The 17,057-nt window shown below is 45.3% G+C and carries 14 protein-coding genes; 9 read left to right on the top strand and 5 right to left on the bottom strand.

Annotation, left to right across the window (positions count from 1 at the left end):
• Positions 1–33 precede the first annotated feature (33 nt).
• From GYX26_RS06325 to GYX26_RS06305, 5 genes are all read left to right on the top strand, one after another.
• On the top strand, positions 34–2,196 hold the full coding sequence (locus tag GYX26_RS06325; RefSeq protein WP_370520856.1) for an AsmA family protein: 2,163 nt from the start codon (positions 34–36) through the stop codon (positions 2,194–2,196).
• Positions 2,193–3,758 (top strand): FAD-dependent 5-carboxymethylaminomethyl-2-thiouridine(34) oxidoreductase MnmC, encoded by a 1,566-nt coding sequence (gene mnmC / locus GYX26_RS06320; protein ID WP_174828567.1) that lies wholly within the window; start codon positions 2,193–2,195, stop codon positions 3,756–3,758. Before GYX26_RS06325 ends, mnmC begins: the two co-directional genes overlap by 4 nt.
• A 200-nt stretch (positions 3,759–3,958) precedes the next feature.
• On the top strand, positions 3,959–4,687 hold the full coding sequence (locus tag GYX26_RS06315) for a metal ABC transporter ATP-binding protein (protein ID WP_174828638.1): 729 nt from the start codon (positions 3,959–3,961) through the stop codon (positions 4,685–4,687).
• A 4-nt stretch (positions 4,688–4,691) separates the two neighbouring features.
• The gene (locus GYX26_RS06310; RefSeq protein WP_174828637.1) at positions 4,692–5,567 is read left to right on the top strand and encodes a metal ABC transporter permease; all 876 of its coding nucleotides are present in this window, start codon (positions 4,692–4,694) and stop codon (positions 5,565–5,567) included.
• A gap of 45 nt (positions 5,568–5,612) precedes the next feature.
• Positions 5,613–6,500, top strand: coding sequence for a metal ABC transporter substrate-binding protein (locus GYX26_RS06305; RefSeq protein ID WP_370520855.1), 888 nt, complete (start codon positions 5,613–5,615; stop codon positions 6,498–6,500).
• 57 nt (positions 6,501–6,557) lie between these two features.
• Here GYX26_RS06305 and GYX26_RS06300 read toward each other — a convergent pair whose 3' ends face one another.
• Positions 6,558–7,415, bottom strand: coding sequence for a ferritin-like domain-containing protein (locus GYX26_RS06300; RefSeq protein ID WP_174828566.1), 858 nt, complete (start codon positions 7,413–7,415; stop codon positions 6,558–6,560).
• Positions 7,416–7,562: 147 nt separating this feature from the next.
• Here GYX26_RS06300 and GYX26_RS06295 point away from each other — a divergent pair, with 147 nt between their 5' ends.
• Positions 7,563–7,976: a DUF1090 domain-containing protein gene (locus GYX26_RS06295; protein ID WP_174828565.1), complete on the top strand. Its 414-nt coding sequence runs from the start codon at positions 7,563–7,565 to the stop codon at positions 7,974–7,976.
• Positions 7,977–8,341: 365 nt separating this feature from the next.
• On the top strand, positions 8,342–8,956 hold the full coding sequence (lolA, locus tag GYX26_RS06290; protein WP_100089519.1) for an outer membrane lipoprotein chaperone LolA: 615 nt from the start codon (positions 8,342–8,344) through the stop codon (positions 8,954–8,956).
• Positions 8,957–9,008: 52 nt separating this feature from the next.
• Here the strand turns inward: lolA and GYX26_RS06285 are convergent, their stop codons facing one another.
• Positions 9,009–9,437 carry a hypothetical protein gene (locus GYX26_RS06285; RefSeq protein ID WP_174828564.1) on the bottom strand — a complete coding sequence of 143 codons (429 nt, stop codon included), beginning with the start codon at positions 9,435–9,437 and terminating at the stop codon, positions 9,009–9,011.
• A gap of 71 nt (positions 9,438–9,508) precedes the next feature.
• The gene (locus tag GYX26_RS06280; protein WP_174828563.1) at positions 9,509–11,773 is read right to left on the bottom strand and encodes a DNA internalization-related competence protein ComEC/Rec2; all 2,265 of its coding nucleotides are present in this window, start codon (positions 11,771–11,773) and stop codon (positions 9,509–9,511) included.
• A gap of 589 nt (positions 11,774–12,362) precedes the next feature.
• On the opposite strand from GYX26_RS06280, the gene GYX26_RS06275 reads away from it, so the two are divergent.
• Together GYX26_RS06275 and aspS are read left to right on the top strand one after the other, a co-directional pair.
• Entirely contained in the window at positions 12,363–13,079 is a 717-nt protein-coding gene (locus tag GYX26_RS06275) for a DUF502 domain-containing protein (RefSeq protein WP_174828562.1), read from the top strand.
• Between the two features lie 71 nt (positions 13,080–13,150).
• Positions 13,151–14,959, top strand: a complete 1,809-nt coding sequence (aspS, locus tag GYX26_RS06270) for an aspartate--tRNA ligase (protein ID WP_174828561.1) — start codon at positions 13,151–13,153, stop codon at positions 14,957–14,959.
• A 181-nt stretch (positions 14,960–15,140) separates the two neighbouring features.
• On the opposite strand, the gene trmA is transcribed toward aspS, so the two are convergent.
• Positions 15,141–16,232, bottom strand: a complete 1,092-nt coding sequence (gene trmA, locus GYX26_RS06265; RefSeq protein WP_174828560.1) for a tRNA (uridine(54)-C5)-methyltransferase TrmA — start codon at positions 16,230–16,232, stop codon at positions 15,141–15,143.
• 48 nt (positions 16,233–16,280) lie between these two features.
• Positions 16,281–16,997 (bottom strand): SDR family NAD(P)-dependent oxidoreductase, encoded by a 717-nt coding sequence (locus GYX26_RS06260; protein ID WP_174828559.1) that lies wholly within the window; start codon positions 16,995–16,997, stop codon positions 16,281–16,283.
• Between the last annotated feature and the right edge of the window lie 60 nt (positions 16,998–17,057).

Raw genomic sequence — 17,057 nt, 5'->3', positions numbered from 1 at the left:
TGCTTTTTGAAAATAATTTAATTTTAACTATTTATGATTTCCTTATTGCATTCAGGCAAATTCTGGCTGAAATTGATGGTATTTAGCTGTCTGGGCATCTTTTTGCTCTTGGCCATCGATATGGCTGTGCTACATTATTTGTTTAATGCAGAAGAAATTAATAAACGCGCTAATGCACTCGTGGCTGAGAGCGGCCGTCAGGTTGTTTTTGACCCGGATATCAGCCGTTCAATATTTCCACGCCCAACTGTAACCTTGCATCAGGTACACATTCAAAATAAAGCCACCAAAACAGATGATATCAATATTGGTAATATGAAAATCGGTCTGGGCTGGCAGAGTCTGTTTGGCCGTCTGACTATTGAAAAGTTGCAGCTAATGGATACAGATATTAATCTGATTCGAAATAGTCAGGAGCATTGGAATCTGGTTGATTTATGGCAAAAGTCGCATAAAGGTAAGAAGCTTCAGATTAATCGTCTGATTCTGGATAATGCCAGTTTTCGCATTCATGATGGGATTAATCTGCAACAGATTAATCAGTTCAATTTAAGGTGGCAAAATCTTGGCAGCACCAGCGTGCTTCAGCTAAACGGGGTGTTAAGTGGTGAAGGTATGCAAACCACACAATGCCAGCTTAGCGCTGTATTCCATCCTGATGCAGTCATGCAGTGGCAGGATGTTAAACTCGACGTAAAAACCAGCTTGCCCACTTTAGGTGACAGTAATGGCCAGTGGCATTTTGATGCTCGCTGGCTGCCGCAACAGCAGTTATTCCAGACATCGGCCGTGCAATGGCAGTGGCACAGCCAACGTAATAAGTTACATGTTACTGGTAACGGCCAAAACTGGCAGGTAGGCTGGGCCAAACTGTTTTTACCGCAGTTAAATGGTGTAGCCACTGCACAGATTGGCGACAATGAGATTAATGCAACATTATCTGCCAGCAATACCAGCTGGTTGCAGAATCATTGGTCTCTACCCCAGTTTCAAATCGATAGTGGCTGGCAAAGTCATTTATATCAGACCGCGCTGACCCTCAGGGGGCAGTTATCCTGGCTGGATATGCGTCACTGGAAAATTGATAATTTTTCGATTAACAGCCATCAGGATACAGTAGATGCCCTGCCCAATTCACGTTTTATCAGTGATTTATCAGGTACCGTACAGGGTGATGATGCCGGTAATGGCCAACTCAACCTGCAAGGTCAGTTTGATAATCAGCCTATAAACATTGCACTGGATTATCAGACAGACCGGCATTTAGGGAAAATAAGCGGCAATATTCACCTTGTGCAGTTGAATTTACGCCCTTACTTAGAAACGACTACAGATCTGCTTTCAGCCGACTGGCAACAACTTTGGCTTCGCTGGTTCAGAAACAATTCAGTTAATACACAACTGGCTATCGACTCCATCCTCACACCTACAGTGCAACTGAATCAGTTTAAAACCCAACTAGCCTTAGATGCACGTACTTTCACGCTAAACCCAATCAGTCTGCAAATATATGGTGGTAGCAGTAATGGTATGTTGCAGGTAAGTAATACCAATCCATTAACCTGGAAAGTGCAGCAACACGCAAATCGTGTGCAAATGAAATCTTTCCTACAGGATACATTTGGTTTGCATAATCTGGATGGCAAGGGCGATGCAGATATTGATTTCTATGGTGCTGGCATTAGCCGCCAGCAATGGTTGTCCAGCCTAAGCGGGCAGGCACACATCCAGATTAATCAGGGTGTCTGGAATGGTATTGATATCAATAATATTCTGCAAAACAGCGATAACCAGACTACAGTGGCCTATAACGAAACCAGTCAGACGCCGTTTCGCTTTATCCGGCTGGCTATTCCATTAAATAATGGATATACCAAAAACAGTCGTATCGAATTGCATGCCGATAATTTTGATATTAAAGGTACAGGCAGTGTTAAGTGGCTGCAACAGCAGATGGATTACAACGTACTGATTGCTACCCGACGGGCGAAACAGCAAAATCTGTTGCCATTACGTATCAATGGCTCATTTACCCGACCAGCCTTCACCATTGACTATCAACGCTTGACTGCTGGCTTACATACATCGCAGCAAAAGCAGGACAGTCTACGGCAAACATTACAGCAGCAATGGTTATGGCTGAATCAGGGAAGCAGTGCATCATCTGAAAATCATGAACCAGCACACCAGCCATGAGTATTTACGTTTTTCATGGATGGCCACAGCCAGATGAGTTAGCCCAGCAGCTAAGCAATGATGAGCAAGTAGAGCTAGTGATTGTTGCCGAAAAGTGGCCAGAATCTTTGCTTGCAAAATCATCAGCCGGCCAGACTATTGTGCAGCAATGGCTTGAAGCAAAAATATTCTGGCAGCAGCAACCCGTTTTCAGCTATCCCTTTCGTGATGCTGGTAAATTTACGCTTATTCAGCCACAGGTATACGAGCAATGGGTGCAGTTTAATCCCGGTATGGCCTGCCCTACACCGCTATATTCCAAATTCATTTACAAGCCCTGGCTTACCTTGCCGGCACCACTACCGATTAAATCTGTAGTGGTTATTGGTGCGGGTATCGCCGGAGCAGCCACCGCTTTTGCGCTGGCAAAACGTGGTATAGCGGTAACAGTAATTGAGCAGCATGCAATTGCCAGTGCAGCATCAGGCAATCATCTTGGCCTGTTGTATGCAAAAATTTCAGCGCATGCAACTGTGCAAACAGAATTGTTACTGGCTAGTTATGGCTACAGCCATGCGCTCCTCAAGAATTGCCTGCCTGCCGGACAAGGCTGGCTGGATTGTGGTGTTATTCATCTGGATTACAACGCCACCGAAGAGAAGCGTAACACTTTGCTGGCACAGCAAAATCCTCAGAGCGCACTCTTTCAGACTGTTACAAAAGCAGAGGCAGGCCAGATTGCTGGTATAGATGTGCCATATAGTGGCCTATGGTGGCCGTATGGTGCTGCGATTAACCCATTTAGCTTGATTCAGGTTTTACTCAGGCATCCGCTCATACAGGTGTTAACGACTACTAAAGTAAATACGATTTCCCGCCAGAATGACTTATGGCAGATCGCCTGTCAGAACCAGCAAAAATCGTTTTATCTTGATGCATCTCATATTGTGATTTGTGCCGGTGCCGAGAGTAATTCCCTGTATCCAGTTGCTGGCTGGCCACTGCACAAGATACGCGGGCAGACAACCACTGCCAGCATGCGTTCAGAAGCAACCCATCTAAAGTGTGCACTGAGTGGCAATAGCTATATCACACCAGCATGGCAAGATAAACTTTGCTTTGGCGCTACATTCCATCCTAACCAAACTGATGATAATTTGTCTGCCGAGGATGAAAATCTTAACTGGCAACAATTACGTCAATGGCTGCCACATCTGGCCGCAGATTTATGTGCAAATACCAGCCCCCAGGGACATGCAGCAATACGCTGTGATGCTTTCGACCATTTACCGGTGGTAGGGCCTGTTGGTGATACTTCTGCCATGCTGACACAGTATGCCCAATTACGTCTGGACAAAAACTACCCGCTTACTCAACCCTGTCCATGGCAGCCGGGTATATTTATCAATACAGCTCATGGCAGCCGCGGGCTGGTAACTGCCCCCCTATGTGCAGAAGCCATAGCCGCCACTATGCTTGGCCTGCCATCGCCATTGTCGGTTCGGCTGCAACAGGCGCTCCACCCTAACCGCCTGCCCATTAGATCACTAACGCACCATCAGTCTTTCCCGTTATCGATTTAAGCATAATAACATTTTGCACAGCTCTAATGTTATAGGGTATCATTACTGTAATGTTATATAGTAACATTTATTATCTGGCTGAATCGGTAAAGGCATAATATGTTTTCTCTTTTGCTGTGTGGAGTGGGTAAACGCTTATCCTGGGTGAGCGTGATTCTGGGATTGCTGTGGTTGATGTATGCTTGGGCTGTGTGCGCATCATGAGTATTCAGGTTGACAATGTTACCGTTAGCTATCGACACCGGCCAGCTATCCACCATATCAGTATCGATTTTAATTCTAATGAAATGTGGGCAATATTCGGCCCTAATGGTGCGGGTAAATCGACACTGCTGAAAGCCATCATGCATCTTGTTCGCCTTGATAGCGGCCAGATTCGCTGGCCGCAATTGCAACGATCTGATATTGCCTATCTGCCGCAACAATCCGACATTGATCGCAGCCAGCCAATGAGTGTATTTGAGCTCGTAGCGATGGGTTTGTGGTATGAAATCGGTTTTTTTTCCGCTGTCTCCGCAAGCATGCATCAACGTATTCTTGATGTATTAAATCAGGTAGGCATGCTGCAATATAAGGAACGCAGCATTGCCCAGTTATCCAATGGTCAGTTTCAGCGTGTATTACTGGCGCGCATGCTGATTCAGAATGCCAAAGTATTGTTGCTGGATGAGCCATTTAATGCCGTAGACGCCGCCACTACTTTTGCTTTGCTGGATATTCTCAAGGCACACCAGCAACAACACCAGTGTACCGTAATTACCGTTTTGCATGATTACGAACAGGTGCAAGCCTATTTTCCTAATACCCTGCTGATTGCACGTGAAAAAATTGCCGCAGGGAAAACTGACAGCGTATTAACGGATCAATATCTGCAACAGGCTAAAGAAGCCATGCAGCAATATGAACAAAACCAGTGGTGTGACAGGTAAATCAATGAATATTGCCCATTTTCTTCTAGAGCCTTTTGCTGATTACGATTTCATGCGTTTTGCCCTGTGTTCGATTGTATTTCTGGCACTGGGAACCGCACCCGTAGGTGTTTTTCTGATGATGCGTCGCATGAGTCTGGTGGGTGATGCACTGGGACATGCCATTTTACCGGGCGCCGCGGTAGGCTATATGCTCGCAGGTTTGAGCCTGCCTGCAATGAGCATAGGCGGCTTTATAGCCGGCCTGCTGATGGCTTTGCTGGCGGGGCTGGCCAGCCGCTTTGCCAATGTGCGCGAGGATGCCAGTTTTGCCGCTTTTTTTCTCACCTGTCTGGCGATTGGGGTGGTCTTGGTGAGTAGAGGTGGTAATAGCGTAGATTTACTTAATTTATTGTTTGGATCCATACTTTCAGTAGACCGTGCGGCACTAACATTAGTCGCAGTTGTCAGCAGTATAACCATGCTGGTACTGGCCGTTATCTATAGACCACTGATGCTTGAAAGTATCGACCCTTTGTTTTTACGCTCTGTAAATGGTAAGGGTACACTGTGGCATATTATATTCCTGGTACTTGTCGTATTGAATCTGGTATCTGGTTTTCAGGCTTTAGGCACACTGATGTCCGTAGGTTTAATGATGTTACCCGCTATCAGTGCGCGTTTATGGCATAAAACCATGGGCGGCATCATGACCATCGCTGCTGCTATTGCAGTGGTGTGCGGCTATGTAGGCTTGTTATTGTCTTACTATATTGATTTACCTTCTGGCCCCGCCATTATTCTGTGCTGTGGCTTTGTCTATATTTTGTCGTTATTTATTGGCAGTGAGAGCGGTATATTATGGCGTTTATACAGACGCCAACGCCATCATGTTGCCTGAAAAAACAGATTACTGATTCATAAACCCATTTTAGGAGATGTGCTAATGAAACGTGGCTTTTTTATCTGCCTGTTAACCTTATGTCTGACGGGCTTTGCCCGCATGATTTATGCCGCACCTATACCTGTTATTACTAGCTTCAGTATTCTGGGTGATGTTACTCAGCAAATTGGTGGCGAACGTGTTCAGGTACACAGCCTGATTGGTGCCGATCAGGATGCACACATGTATCAGTTGGTAAGCAGGGATTTGCGTCAAATGCGTACGGCCAAACTGATTTTGCTGAATGGTTTGGGACTGGAACCTTTGTCTTTACAACGTGCTGCCCAGCAAAGCCGTGTTCCCCTGTTTGTCGTTACTCAGGGTATTCAGCCACTGATGATGGCTGATGATGGACACGATCATCACCAGCACACCGACCCGCATGTCTGGAATGACCCCGTTTTAATGCAAACGTATGCGCGTAATATCGCCAATGCCCTGATTAGTGTAGACCCGCAAGGTAAAGCCTACTATCAGCAGCGGCTGACCGCCTACCAGCAACAACTTGCAGAATTAAACACCTGGGCCAGCAAAATGTTTAATGCCGTACCGCCAGAAAAACGTAAAATACTGACCGGACACGATGCTTTTGCCTATATGGCCAAGCGCTACCAGATTCAATTCATCGCTCCGCAAGGTGTAAGCACAGAAGCAGAACCGTCTGCGCGACAGGTAGCAGCAATCATCAATCAGATTCGCCGTGACCATATTAAAGCCATTTTTATTGAAAATATTAAAAATCCAAAAATGGTACAGCGGATTGCCAGTGAAACCCAAACCAGAATTAGCGGCCACCTGTATTCTGATGCACTGAGTAAAGGCGCACCCGCTGCAACTTATATTGATATGTTCCGTTATAATGTCAATGCTTTAAGTGCTGCCATGAAATAAGCGGGCAAACAAACGCATAGCCCAATCAACTTATGTGTCTGGTTTATGCGTTTGCTTTTAATTTTGCAGAGCCTGCCGCCAGTTATGTACATTAGACTGGCGGTTTTGCTCAAAATTTTCCAGCATTTCCAGTTCAAAGCGCGAAAAACCGGCCTGTTCACGTGCATCAATATTCACATAGCCACGAAAAATAAATAAATCATAGCGGCTGAGTAAGCGCCGGAATAAAGCCAATGGTTCCAAACCGCGCAGTCTGCATAGATACTGATACCAGTAATTCCCCACCTGCACATGCCCCACCTCATCGCGATAGATAATATCCAACACAGCACAAGTGGCATCATCCCCCTTTTGCGCTATTTTAGTACGCATTCCCGGGGTAACATCCAGCCCACGCGCTTCCAGTACTCTGGGCACCAGAGCCATGCGTAACAGTGGATCAAATGCGGTTTTATAAGCCATATCCCACAAATGATTATGCGCGGAAAAATCACCATAATCGTAGCCTGAGGCCTGTAAACGCTGCCGCATAAGCTGGAAATGATGTGCTTCTTCGGCGGCAATCCGCACCCAATCGCGAGTAAATTCTTCTGGTAACAGCCGAAAACGATAGGCAGCATCAAGCGCCAGATTGATTGCATTAAACTCAATGTGACAAACTGCATGCAATAAGGCTGCATAACCCTCCGCTGTCGTAAACTTGCGGCTTTTGACTTTGGCTGGCGGCACCAGCGTTGGCCGCACCGGATGGCCAGCAAAACGAAAATCTTTAATTACAGCAGTTTCATCCCGTTGCAATGCATTGGCTGGTGTTTGTAAACATAACTGTTGTGCCTCATTGCTCAGGGCACATTTTTCATCTGGCAGACAACTTAATAAGGCAGATTCCAGCAAGGCAGCAATAGACATTTTCAAAAACAGGCATAAAGTAAATTACAGTTCAGTATACATGGCCTGCACGAGCAAAATAAACCATCATTTAGATAGATTTTACCTTGCATATAGTGGAAATCACCTAATAGTTTTACAATATAAAATCTTTAACATGAAAAGGATAAATATATGAATTATTCACGCACGCTTAAAGGTACCCTACTTGCACTGGCCTTGTCAGCCACATTTCCGGCCATGGCAGATGACAATTGGCAAACCTGTAAAGAAAAGCAGCAACAGATTGAGAAGCAATTACAATATGCTCATGCCAATAATAATCAGAAACAAATTAATCGTCTAAATATCCAGAAAGCCGATATTGCCCAGAACTGTAGCAACGAAGATTTGCGGCAGAAATATACCCAGAAAATCGATAAATTAATCAATAAAATTAATGAAACCCAGCGCAAGCTGGACAAAGCTCAGGCTAAAGGCGACAGTGACAAAGTTACTGACCTGCAAAATAAACTGAATGAGAATAAGGCAAAACTTCAACAGGCAAAACAGAACTTTGCCCGTTTTGAGCAGGCAGCCAAGCAGTAAATTGATCAATCCATGCTGATGGAAAAGTTGATAGGATTACGATTTTTTTCCATTAGAATCCTATTGCATGATTACTTTACTTATATGGCACCATTGCCTTAATCTTTAAATATACTCAAAAAGTAATCTATTATACAAACCAATAATTAACATTATTAATTTGTAATTTTATTTTGCCCACTCAGGCAACCGGTTACTTGCCTGAAATGCATAAGATGTCATTTAAAATGGCCACTTGATTTACCAAAATGGTTTTGCCTGTTTGCAGCACTATTGTGCAGAAATAGCCAAACAGGCAATTTCTGTTTCAACTTTAGCCGCGAACAGCTAAAATATTCATTAATAGTTTAGCAAAGGAGTGATTAATGCGAATTTTGAGTAAAGCTGTGCTTAGTGGCATTATGGCTATCAGCAGTGTACTGGTTAGTGCAGGTGGTTTAGACACCCTGCAAAAATTTAATTCAGATACAGATGGTATTTCTGGCCAGTTCACCCAGACAGTTCACAGCAAAAAACGCACGCAAACAACATCCGGGACATTTGCCATTCAACGCCCGGGGCTCTTTCGCTGGGAATACACGCAGCCTTATAAACAGACAATTGTCGGCGACGGTAAAACTGTCTGGTTATATGATCAGGATTTGGCTCAGGTAACCAAACAAGAGCAGAACCAGACAATTGGTGATTCGCCAGCAGCCATTCTTTCCAATAAATCAGCACTGAATGCCAATTATTCCCTGTCAGATGATGGCAGCAGCGATGGTGTCGATTATGTACGCGCCATACCGAAACGCAGTAATACCGGTTATCAGAATATTCGTATCGGTTTTCGTGGCGACAATCTGGCCAACATGCAGCTAAAAGACAGTTTTGGGAATCAAACCACCATCACATTCAGCAAAATCAATACCCATCCGCAATTTAACCGCAGTCAGTTTAAATTTACACCACCTAAAGGTGTCGATGTACTGACCCAGTAGCAAGCACAATTAAACAAACAGGCAGGTGTTACCTGCCTGTTTTATTTCGCTATCAGCAGCGGTATACATATGAACGCCCATTGTGGGTGCTGCGACACCAGCGTGGCCTGAACATCATCCAGTTCATGTCATCATCCCATCTGCGCTGCATTGCCCAGTCCCGCGCCTGTTGTAACCTTATCTTACTCACATAATTGTCCCAAGCCAGTCTGTAACAACTCTGAAAAATCGGCAGATTAACCTTTTGCCGATATTCTTCCGCTATTTTCGCATTAGCAGGGTCAGAAAAAAATGCCGGATTTTGCATTTGTGCCTGCATCAATTCGGCAGTACGTGCATCACATTGTGCTGCCAAATCCAGCTTCAGCTTCTGTTCAGCAGCTTTTTCCGCTGCCGCCCGGGCAGCTTTTTGTTCCGGTGTAGCACAAGCAGCCAGCACTAAGCCCATCAAGCCCAAAGTGAAAATTCTACGCCAATGCATATTAATTCCTTCTATCCAGCCAGTTAACGCACATTTATCATTATACGCCAGTATATTATGCCGTTCAGAAGCTATTTTGGCATTATCTCTACTACCGGCTTGCGCTGCCAGTAAGGCCGATAACTGTGTAATAGCTGCCAGCGCACCGGACGTGCCGATAAAGTAGTTTGCATGCCTCCCATCCGGTCTGTGCGCAACAGGGTAATACCCTCCTGTACCAGCAACTGCTGTACCTGAACATGCGGGTGGCCATATGGATTGGCGAAGCCGGCACTGGCAACAGCATATTGTGGTGCCACTGTACGGATAAAATTCATATCACTGGAGTGACGGCTGCCATGATGGCCTAAAATTAAAATCTGGCTGAATAAATTATCGTTATATGCAGCCAGTAAAGCACGCTCCCCCTTTTTGCCCAAATCACCAGTAATCAGGATGGCTTTATCGGCACTCACAACACGTAACACGCAGCTATATTCATTTTTTCCGCTTTTGGCCGCCACTGGCTGATTAAGAAACTCAAACCATACCCCATCCCATTGCCAGTTCAAACCGCCTCTACATGCTTGCACGGGAAAAGAATATGCTTGTGGTTGTCCGGCAATAATACTTTGTGGTTGCAGATGCCGCTTAATCAGCGTTGCACCACCATCATGGTCACTATCATTATGAGACAGAACCAGCGTATCCAGCCGTTTAATACCAGCAGCACGTAAATTGGGCAACAAGGCAGATTGCGCCGCATAGGCAGTGCCAGTATCAAACAATAATTCATGTTTGGCTGTACTGATACTTACAGCCAAACCCTGCCCAACATCCCATACCCTGATAACCGCTTCACCCTGAGCTGGACGCGGTGGCCGATAGCTGAGCAATAAAAATAAAATCAACAGACATAATGGACGTAAATACCAGCCGCGTGGCAGCAGTAACAGCAAAACGGCAATAAACGCCAGCAGCCACAACGCCAAAGGAGCATGTGCCGGATAATATTCAGGAGCATAGCCAGCTACCCAGTGTAGCAGGCACATGGTTTGTTCACTCAGATAGGCGGCAAGAGTACGCAATATATCCACTGGTACAATCAATGACAATAAGGCCAACGGCACCAGTACCAGCGTAAACCAGGGAATAGCCAGTGCATTTACCAGCGGCGATATTAGCGGTACCGAACCAAAACAAAAAGCCACCAGTACAACCGAAGCCAGCCCTGCTGCCCATTGCGCCAGTACTAACTGACGCCATTTAGCACCATAGCCATAGCCGTCACCAGCCCACATCAACACAGCAACCAGCAGAAAAGACAGCCAGAATCCAACGCTTAATACAGCCAAAGGGTCAAACAGCAACACAATCGCTATCGTTAACCACCATACCTGAAAGGCACGCAAATACCCGCGTCGCCAAGTTAAGGCCAGAATAATAATCATCAGCATACTGCGCTGAGTGGGCACAGCAAAACCGGCCAGTGCACTATAAAGAATAGCTGTCAGCACAGCCGTGCAGCGGGTGTATATCCATGGCTGGTGAATGCGTATGGGTAAATACTGTAAACATTTACCACATAACCATGCAGCCAGCATGGCCAGCATACCTACATGCAGGCCGGAAATGCTAACCAGATGATTCAATCCAAGTGGGCGAAATATTTGCCAGGCGGCTACGGGTAATGCAGACTGCTCACCGACAGCAAGCGCTTTGAGCAAGGCTACACCCTGCGGGTAAGTCTGAGCCTGTGCCTGCCAGCGTGCGCTACACCACAGACGCCAGCGTGCCAGCCATTCCTGCCAGCCAGATGTAGCTGGTAATGCTTTACGCTGCCCTTTGACAACAGTTGCCATCGCACCAATATGATTGGCCAGCGCCCAGGCTTCCTGATTGAAACCAACCTTATTGGTTTCGCCGATAATCGCACGTACTTTTGTCCTTACCAGCCATCTGCTGCCCGGCGGCCATTGCTGTTTTGTGTAATCCGTTAGTAGCCATTGCTGCTGTTGGCCGTTGGGTAAACTTACCTGAGCCACAAAGCGGCTGCGCTGCTGATTCTGCTGAGGAATATCCGTGACTTTAATCACAACATCTTGTAACTGTGCTTTATCAGTTAATGGCCATTGCTGTTGCAATATCATATCGGTACGCCAGAGTGCAAATATCACGCCAGCGCAAATTGCACAGCCATAACGACACCATTGCCAGCCAGGCCACACAATCAATACAGCCAGAATAAACAAAGCACTTAGCCATGGCAAAATTACAGACTGAGGTAATAAGTAAGACCCACAGACACCCACAACCCACCATGGTAACCAGGCACAGGCAAAACGGATTTTCGCCATATAAACAGCTACAATTCCCCAAAAAGATATAATTAATTTTATATTTATACTACATACATTATACCAAATAAATTAACATAAAATGTCTTTGTAATTTATTCATGGTTTAATCGGTATAATTCTAAATTAACCTCAGAAAACTTATAATTATTTTTCTATGTGTTATCGACTGAATCAGTTCAATCTTAAAGCCACTCAGGCATTAGTCAGTAATTAACCGATTTTCATCTGCTTATTTTATATATGGGTAAATACTGGCTACAGCAATCATCTTTACATCAAACAATCAAACAGTTAAATGGAAATAAATCACATAATAGCTTATACAAGACAGCGGACATCAATATTCAGATTTAACCATAAACAGCAAAGTATTCATAAAACTGATTTTTGCCCCGAGCCATTACTCACTCGCATCAGATTAATCACAAGCCTGCCCAGATAGAGACAGCTTATATTTCCAAAACTACCCGCCTAAAATTAAATTTAATTAACATCAGTAATAGCCACTGTGAAAACAACCAAATGTAGGTATAATATAAAGTTTGATAATCGTAAGCTGACCAGATTAAAAGGATTTAACTACACCATGGCGCAACAGCCTGCCGAGAGCGGAAAACTGAAAAAATCCTTAAAAAAATACATGCTCACTGGCGTGCTCGTATGGCTGCCCATCATTGTGACAATTTGGGTAATCAGTTATATCATTGGCATGGCAGATCAGCTCGTCAACATTTTACCGGCACGCTGGCAACCACAGGCATTTTTAGGTTTTAAAATCCATGGTATAGGTTTGCTGGCTGCGCTTATCATTGTATTTGTTACTGGTTTACTGGCCGCAAATATGCTCGGGCGCAGAATATTAGCTGCTTGGGATGCATTTTGGGGGCGCATTCCTGTCGTAAAAAGCATTTATTCGGGCGTCAAGAAAGTATCTGAATCATTATTGTCAGATTCGCGCCAGTCGTTCAAAACACCGGTACTGATACCTTTTCCGCAGCCAGGCATCTGGACGATTGGATTTGTATCTGGCCATATACCGGATAACATTGCATCTGCCCTGCCACATCAGGCTGGCGACACGCCGGCAAACGAGTACATTTCTGTATATGTGCCAACTACGCCCAATCCTACCGGCGGCTACTATATTATGGTCAACAGTAAAGATGTACGCGAAATCGATATGAGCGTGGACGATGCACTGAAATATGTTATATCGCTGGGCATGGTACAGCCAGACGAACCCCCACATAAACAGTCATTACAGGCTATTTTCCCGCTACACAAACCAGCCAAACCACACTAGCACCGGGCTTTGACCGGGATGATATTCCTGATGACACAATTAACCGTAATCACTGCAACAAAGGCATTAAAATGCGAACCAACTATTGTGGCTTAATTAACGAGCAATATCTCGACCAGACCGTCACCGTAAAAGGCTGGGTACATCGCCGTCGCGACCATGGTGGTGTAATATTTATTGACTTGCGTGACCGCGAAGGCATCGTACAGGTTGTGATTGACCCTGATACACCAGAGGCATTTACTCTGGCCGATTCTGCCCGTAATGAATATGTACTGAGCATTACTGGCCGTGTTCGTGCACGCCCGGATGGCACCAAAAACGACAAAATGATTTCTGGCGGCATTGAACTGTTAGCCAAGGAAATAGAAATACTCAATACCGCTGCTACCCCTCCTTTCCTGATTGATGACGAGGGCATTAGCGAAAATGTTCGCCTCACCAACCGGATAATCGATTTACGCCGTCCGGTTATGCAGAATAATCTGCGCCTACGCTATCGTGTGGCCATGGCTGTGCGCCGTTATCTGGACAGTCAGGGATTTATTGATATCGAAACACCGATGCTTACCCGCTCTACTCCGGAAGGTGCTCGTGACTATCTGGTACCTAGCCGTGTATTCCCGGGTGAATTTTTTGCGTTGCCTCAATCACCGCAATTATTCAAACAGTTACTGATGGTGGCCGGGTTTGACCGTTACTACCAGATTGTTAAATGTTTCCGTGATGAAGATTTACGTGCCGACCGTCAACCTGAATTTACCCAGATTGACTTGGAGACTTCGTTCCTTAGCGAGAACGAAATCATGGATATCACTGAAAACATGGTTAAACTGGTATTTCAGGAAGCATTGTCTGTCGATTTACCCACTTTCCCACGCATGAGCTGGCACGACGCCATGTTCCTGTATGGTTCAGACAAACCGGATTTACGGGTAAACCTGCAATTTACCGAGCTCACTGATGTCATGAAAACGGAAGAATTCAAAGTATTCCGTGCTGCTGCCGACATGAAAAACGGCCGAGTTGTGGCATTGCGTGTACCTAATGGCGCCGGATTGAGCCGCAAGGAAATAGATACTTATACCGAGTTTGTAGGCATCTATGGTGCCAAAGGTTTGGCTTATATCAAGGTTAACGACACCAGCAAGATAAACAATGGCGAAGACAGCGGCTTGCAGTCTCCGATTGTGAAATTCCTGTCTGATAGCGCATTGCAGTCGATTATTGAAAAAACCGGTGCCCAGAATGGCGATATCATTTTCTTTGGCGCAGACAAAGCTAAAGTTGTGAACGAAGCCATTGGTGCCCTGCGTGTCAAAATTGGCCATGAACACGGTGCTGCCAATGGTTACTTTACCGAAGAATGGCGCCCATTATGGGTAGTTGATTTCCCCATGTTTGAATATGATGAGGAAGAACAACGTTGGTCTTCCATGCATCACCCGTTTACTGCACCCAAGACTGGCCATGAAGATTTACTGGTAAGTGCACCCGAACAATGCCTTGCCCGTGCTTATGATATGGTATTAAACGGCTGGGAAATCGGTGGTGGTTCCATCCGTATCCATCGTGCTGATATTCAGGAAAAAGTATTTGCTGCACTAAAAATTACGCCAGAAGAACAACAGAATAAATTCGGTTTTCTCCTAAGCAACCTGAAATTCGGTGCGCCACCTCATGGTGGTCTGGCTTTCGGTCTGGACCGTCTGGTTACCCTGATGGCTGGTGCTGACTCCATTCGTGACGTTATTGCTTTCCCGAAAACCCAACGTTCACAGGACTTGCTGGTAGATGCACCAAATCATGTAGATGAAAAACAACTGCATGAATTAGGCTTGCGCTTACGTCAGAAAGCTCAAACTGAAGAACAGAATTAATTGCTTTTTCTTTATGCAATAAAAAAACTGCCTGATAGCTGTCAGGCAGTTTTTTTATCGGAATCATCATTGATGATGAGAGTTAAAATAGAATTGGTATCAAAGCTAAACAAGCCAGAATCAGAGCGTTTTAAAGTTCAGAGCACTGGATTAAGCCGAATATTATCAATAATTGAATTAATCAACGCTTTTGCAGCCACACACCCGATTCAATGTGTGGTGTAAAGGGAAACTGGTCAAACATCGCCGCCCGCTTCACTTCATGCGTAGTTAGAAGCATTTGCAGATTTTCGTGCAAAGTGACAGGATTACACGATACATAAATGATATTGTCAAATTTTTGCAATAATTCAAGCGTTGCCTGATCAATGCCGGCTCGTGGCGGATCCACAAAAACCGAGCTGAACTGATAATCAGCCAGATAAATCTGCTCGCTCGCCAAACGCTGGAAAGCCCTGACACCGGTATAAGCTTCAGTAAACTCTTCGGCCGACAGCCGAGCCAAAGCAATATTATTTATCTGATTAGTTTCAATATTCCAGTGCGCAGCCTGTACAGAGGTTTTTGATACTTCTGTAGCCAGCACCCGGCGAAAATGGCGGGACAGAGGCAGAGTAAAATTACCATTGCCACAATACAGTTCCAGCAAGTCTCCGCTATTAATCGCTTGCGCCACATTCGTAGCCCAACTCAACATAGACTGACATACTTCTGCATTGGGCTGAGTAAAGCCACCTTCCAGCTGCTTGTACTGAAACACCTCATGATTAACAGTTAACCGCTCAATAACATAATCCCGTTCCAGAACTACTTTCTGTCCGCGACTGCGTCCCAAAATCTGAATACCCAGTTTGGCTGCCAATATTCTGGCCGCCTGAACCCAGCTATCGTCCAGTTTTTTGTGATAAATCAGCGTTACCAGCGTGTCACCTGCCAGTGTGGTTAAAAACTCAACCTGAAACAGCCGTGCTTTTATCAGCTCATTGGCCTGTATGCTATCCAACAGCTTTGGCATCAGTGAATTAATATTTTCATGAGCAATAGTAAAATTACGCAACTTGCGTACATTACTGGCACTGGCTTTTTCACCCGGCGTAAACATGGCATAACTGCACTCATCCCCATCATGCCAGATGCGAAACTCGGCACGCATCCGGTAATGCGATGCAGGCGAAGTAAAAACCTGCACCGGTGGGAAAGCACAGTCTGCAAATAAATTATCCAGATAAAGTTGTTTATCAGACAGTTGTTGTTCGTAAGCGGCAGTCGTCATGAAATTAACAGGCAAAGCAAAAAAGGAGCTATTATAACAAACCCCTGTTTATTCCCGCACATCACGCTGAGTCTGCTGGCCATAATCTTCGGCTGCAATCATGGCAGCAATTTGTTGTGCCGTATCTTCAGCACTCTGTAACTGATTTTTCGCTTTTAAATTAATAAAATTATGTACCAGCGGAAATTTTTCTATCTCGGCAGAACGAATATTCTGCTGCATATTCGTATCAACCACCCCAGGTGCAATGCTGGCAATACGCACGTGCGGATGCTTCTCAGCAGCCACTACCGCTGCATGCTGATCCAATGCGGCCTTGGTAGCACCATAAACACTCCAGCCTGCTATTGCATGGCGGCCAGCGCCGCTACTGATATGAGCAATACGAATGTCGGCCTTGGTGGCAGCCGCAATCACGGCATTGGTTAACAACAATGGCGCAGCAATATTTACCGTTACGGCTTTGATAATTGCATCATAGTCCTGCTGGCCGGCCAGTGCATTTGGTTCTACCATCCCAGCATTATTAATCAGAATCACTTCATTCTTGTTTTCCAGATTACTCTGCCAGCTAGCTGATTGTACTAATGTTGCCATAGCCTCTGCATCAGCAAAATCAATTGCATATTGCAGTAATCGTTCTGGCGGATTGTCCCAGCCATGCCGCGACAGGCCAACAACCCTGATTTCCTGAGCTAAATAGTATTCAGTCAGAGCGCGGCCCAAACCACGGCTATGGCCAGTAATAATCACACAATTTTGCATATCAAATTCCTTTTTCAAGATTAACCAGAGTTGTAGAGTGACACTGGACACCAAACAAAT

The sequence above is a fragment of the Snodgrassella sp. ESL0253 genome, assembly GCF_013344965.1.
Classification (GTDB): domain Bacteria; phylum Pseudomonadota; class Gammaproteobacteria; order Burkholderiales; family Neisseriaceae; genus Snodgrassella; species Snodgrassella alvi_B.
The sequence above is the reverse complement of the archived record's forward strand: the minus strand, read 5'-3'. Positions and strand labels throughout refer to the sequence as shown.

Bases quoted from the DNA above. Each gene is read 5' to 3' on its own strand.
- GYX26_RS06285 (WP_174828564.1), bottom strand. From the start codon at position 9,437: ATGCATTGGCGTAGAATTTTCACTTTGGGCTTGATGGGCTTAGTGCTG.
- GYX26_RS06325 (WP_370520856.1), top strand. From the start codon at position 34: ATGATTTCCTTATTGCATTCAGGCAAATTCTGGCTGAAATTGATGGTA.
- GYX26_RS06260 (WP_174828559.1), bottom strand. From the start codon at position 16,997: ATGCAAAATTGTGTGATTATTACTGGCCATAGCCGTGGTTTGGGCCGC.
- GYX26_RS06275 (WP_174828562.1), top strand. From the start codon at position 12,363: ATGGCGCAACAGCCTGCCGAGAGCGGAAAACTGAAAAAATCCTTAAAA.
- mnmC (WP_174828567.1), top strand. From the start codon at position 2,193: ATGAGTATTTACGTTTTTCATGGATGGCCACAGCCAGATGAGTTAGCC.
- trmA (WP_174828560.1), bottom strand. From the start codon at position 16,232: ATGACGACTGCCGCTTACGAACAACAACTGTCTGATAAACAACTTTAT.
- aspS (WP_174828561.1), top strand. From the start codon at position 13,151: ATGCGAACCAACTATTGTGGCTTAATTAACGAGCAATATCTCGACCAG.
- GYX26_RS06310 (WP_174828637.1), top strand. From the start codon at position 4,692: ATGAATATTGCCCATTTTCTTCTAGAGCCTTTTGCTGATTACGATTTC.
- GYX26_RS06305 (WP_370520855.1), top strand. From the start codon at position 5,613: ATGAAACGTGGCTTTTTTATCTGCCTGTTAACCTTATGTCTGACGGGC.
- GYX26_RS06295 (WP_174828565.1), top strand. From the start codon at position 7,563: ATGAATTATTCACGCACGCTTAAAGGTACCCTACTTGCACTGGCCTTG.
- GYX26_RS06315 (WP_174828638.1), top strand. From the start codon at position 3,959: ATGAGTATTCAGGTTGACAATGTTACCGTTAGCTATCGACACCGGCCA.
- GYX26_RS06280 (WP_174828563.1), bottom strand. From the start codon at position 11,773: ATGGCGAAAATCCGTTTTGCCTGTGCCTGGTTACCATGGTGGGTTGTG.
- lolA (WP_100089519.1), top strand. From the start codon at position 8,342: ATGCGAATTTTGAGTAAAGCTGTGCTTAGTGGCATTATGGCTATCAGC.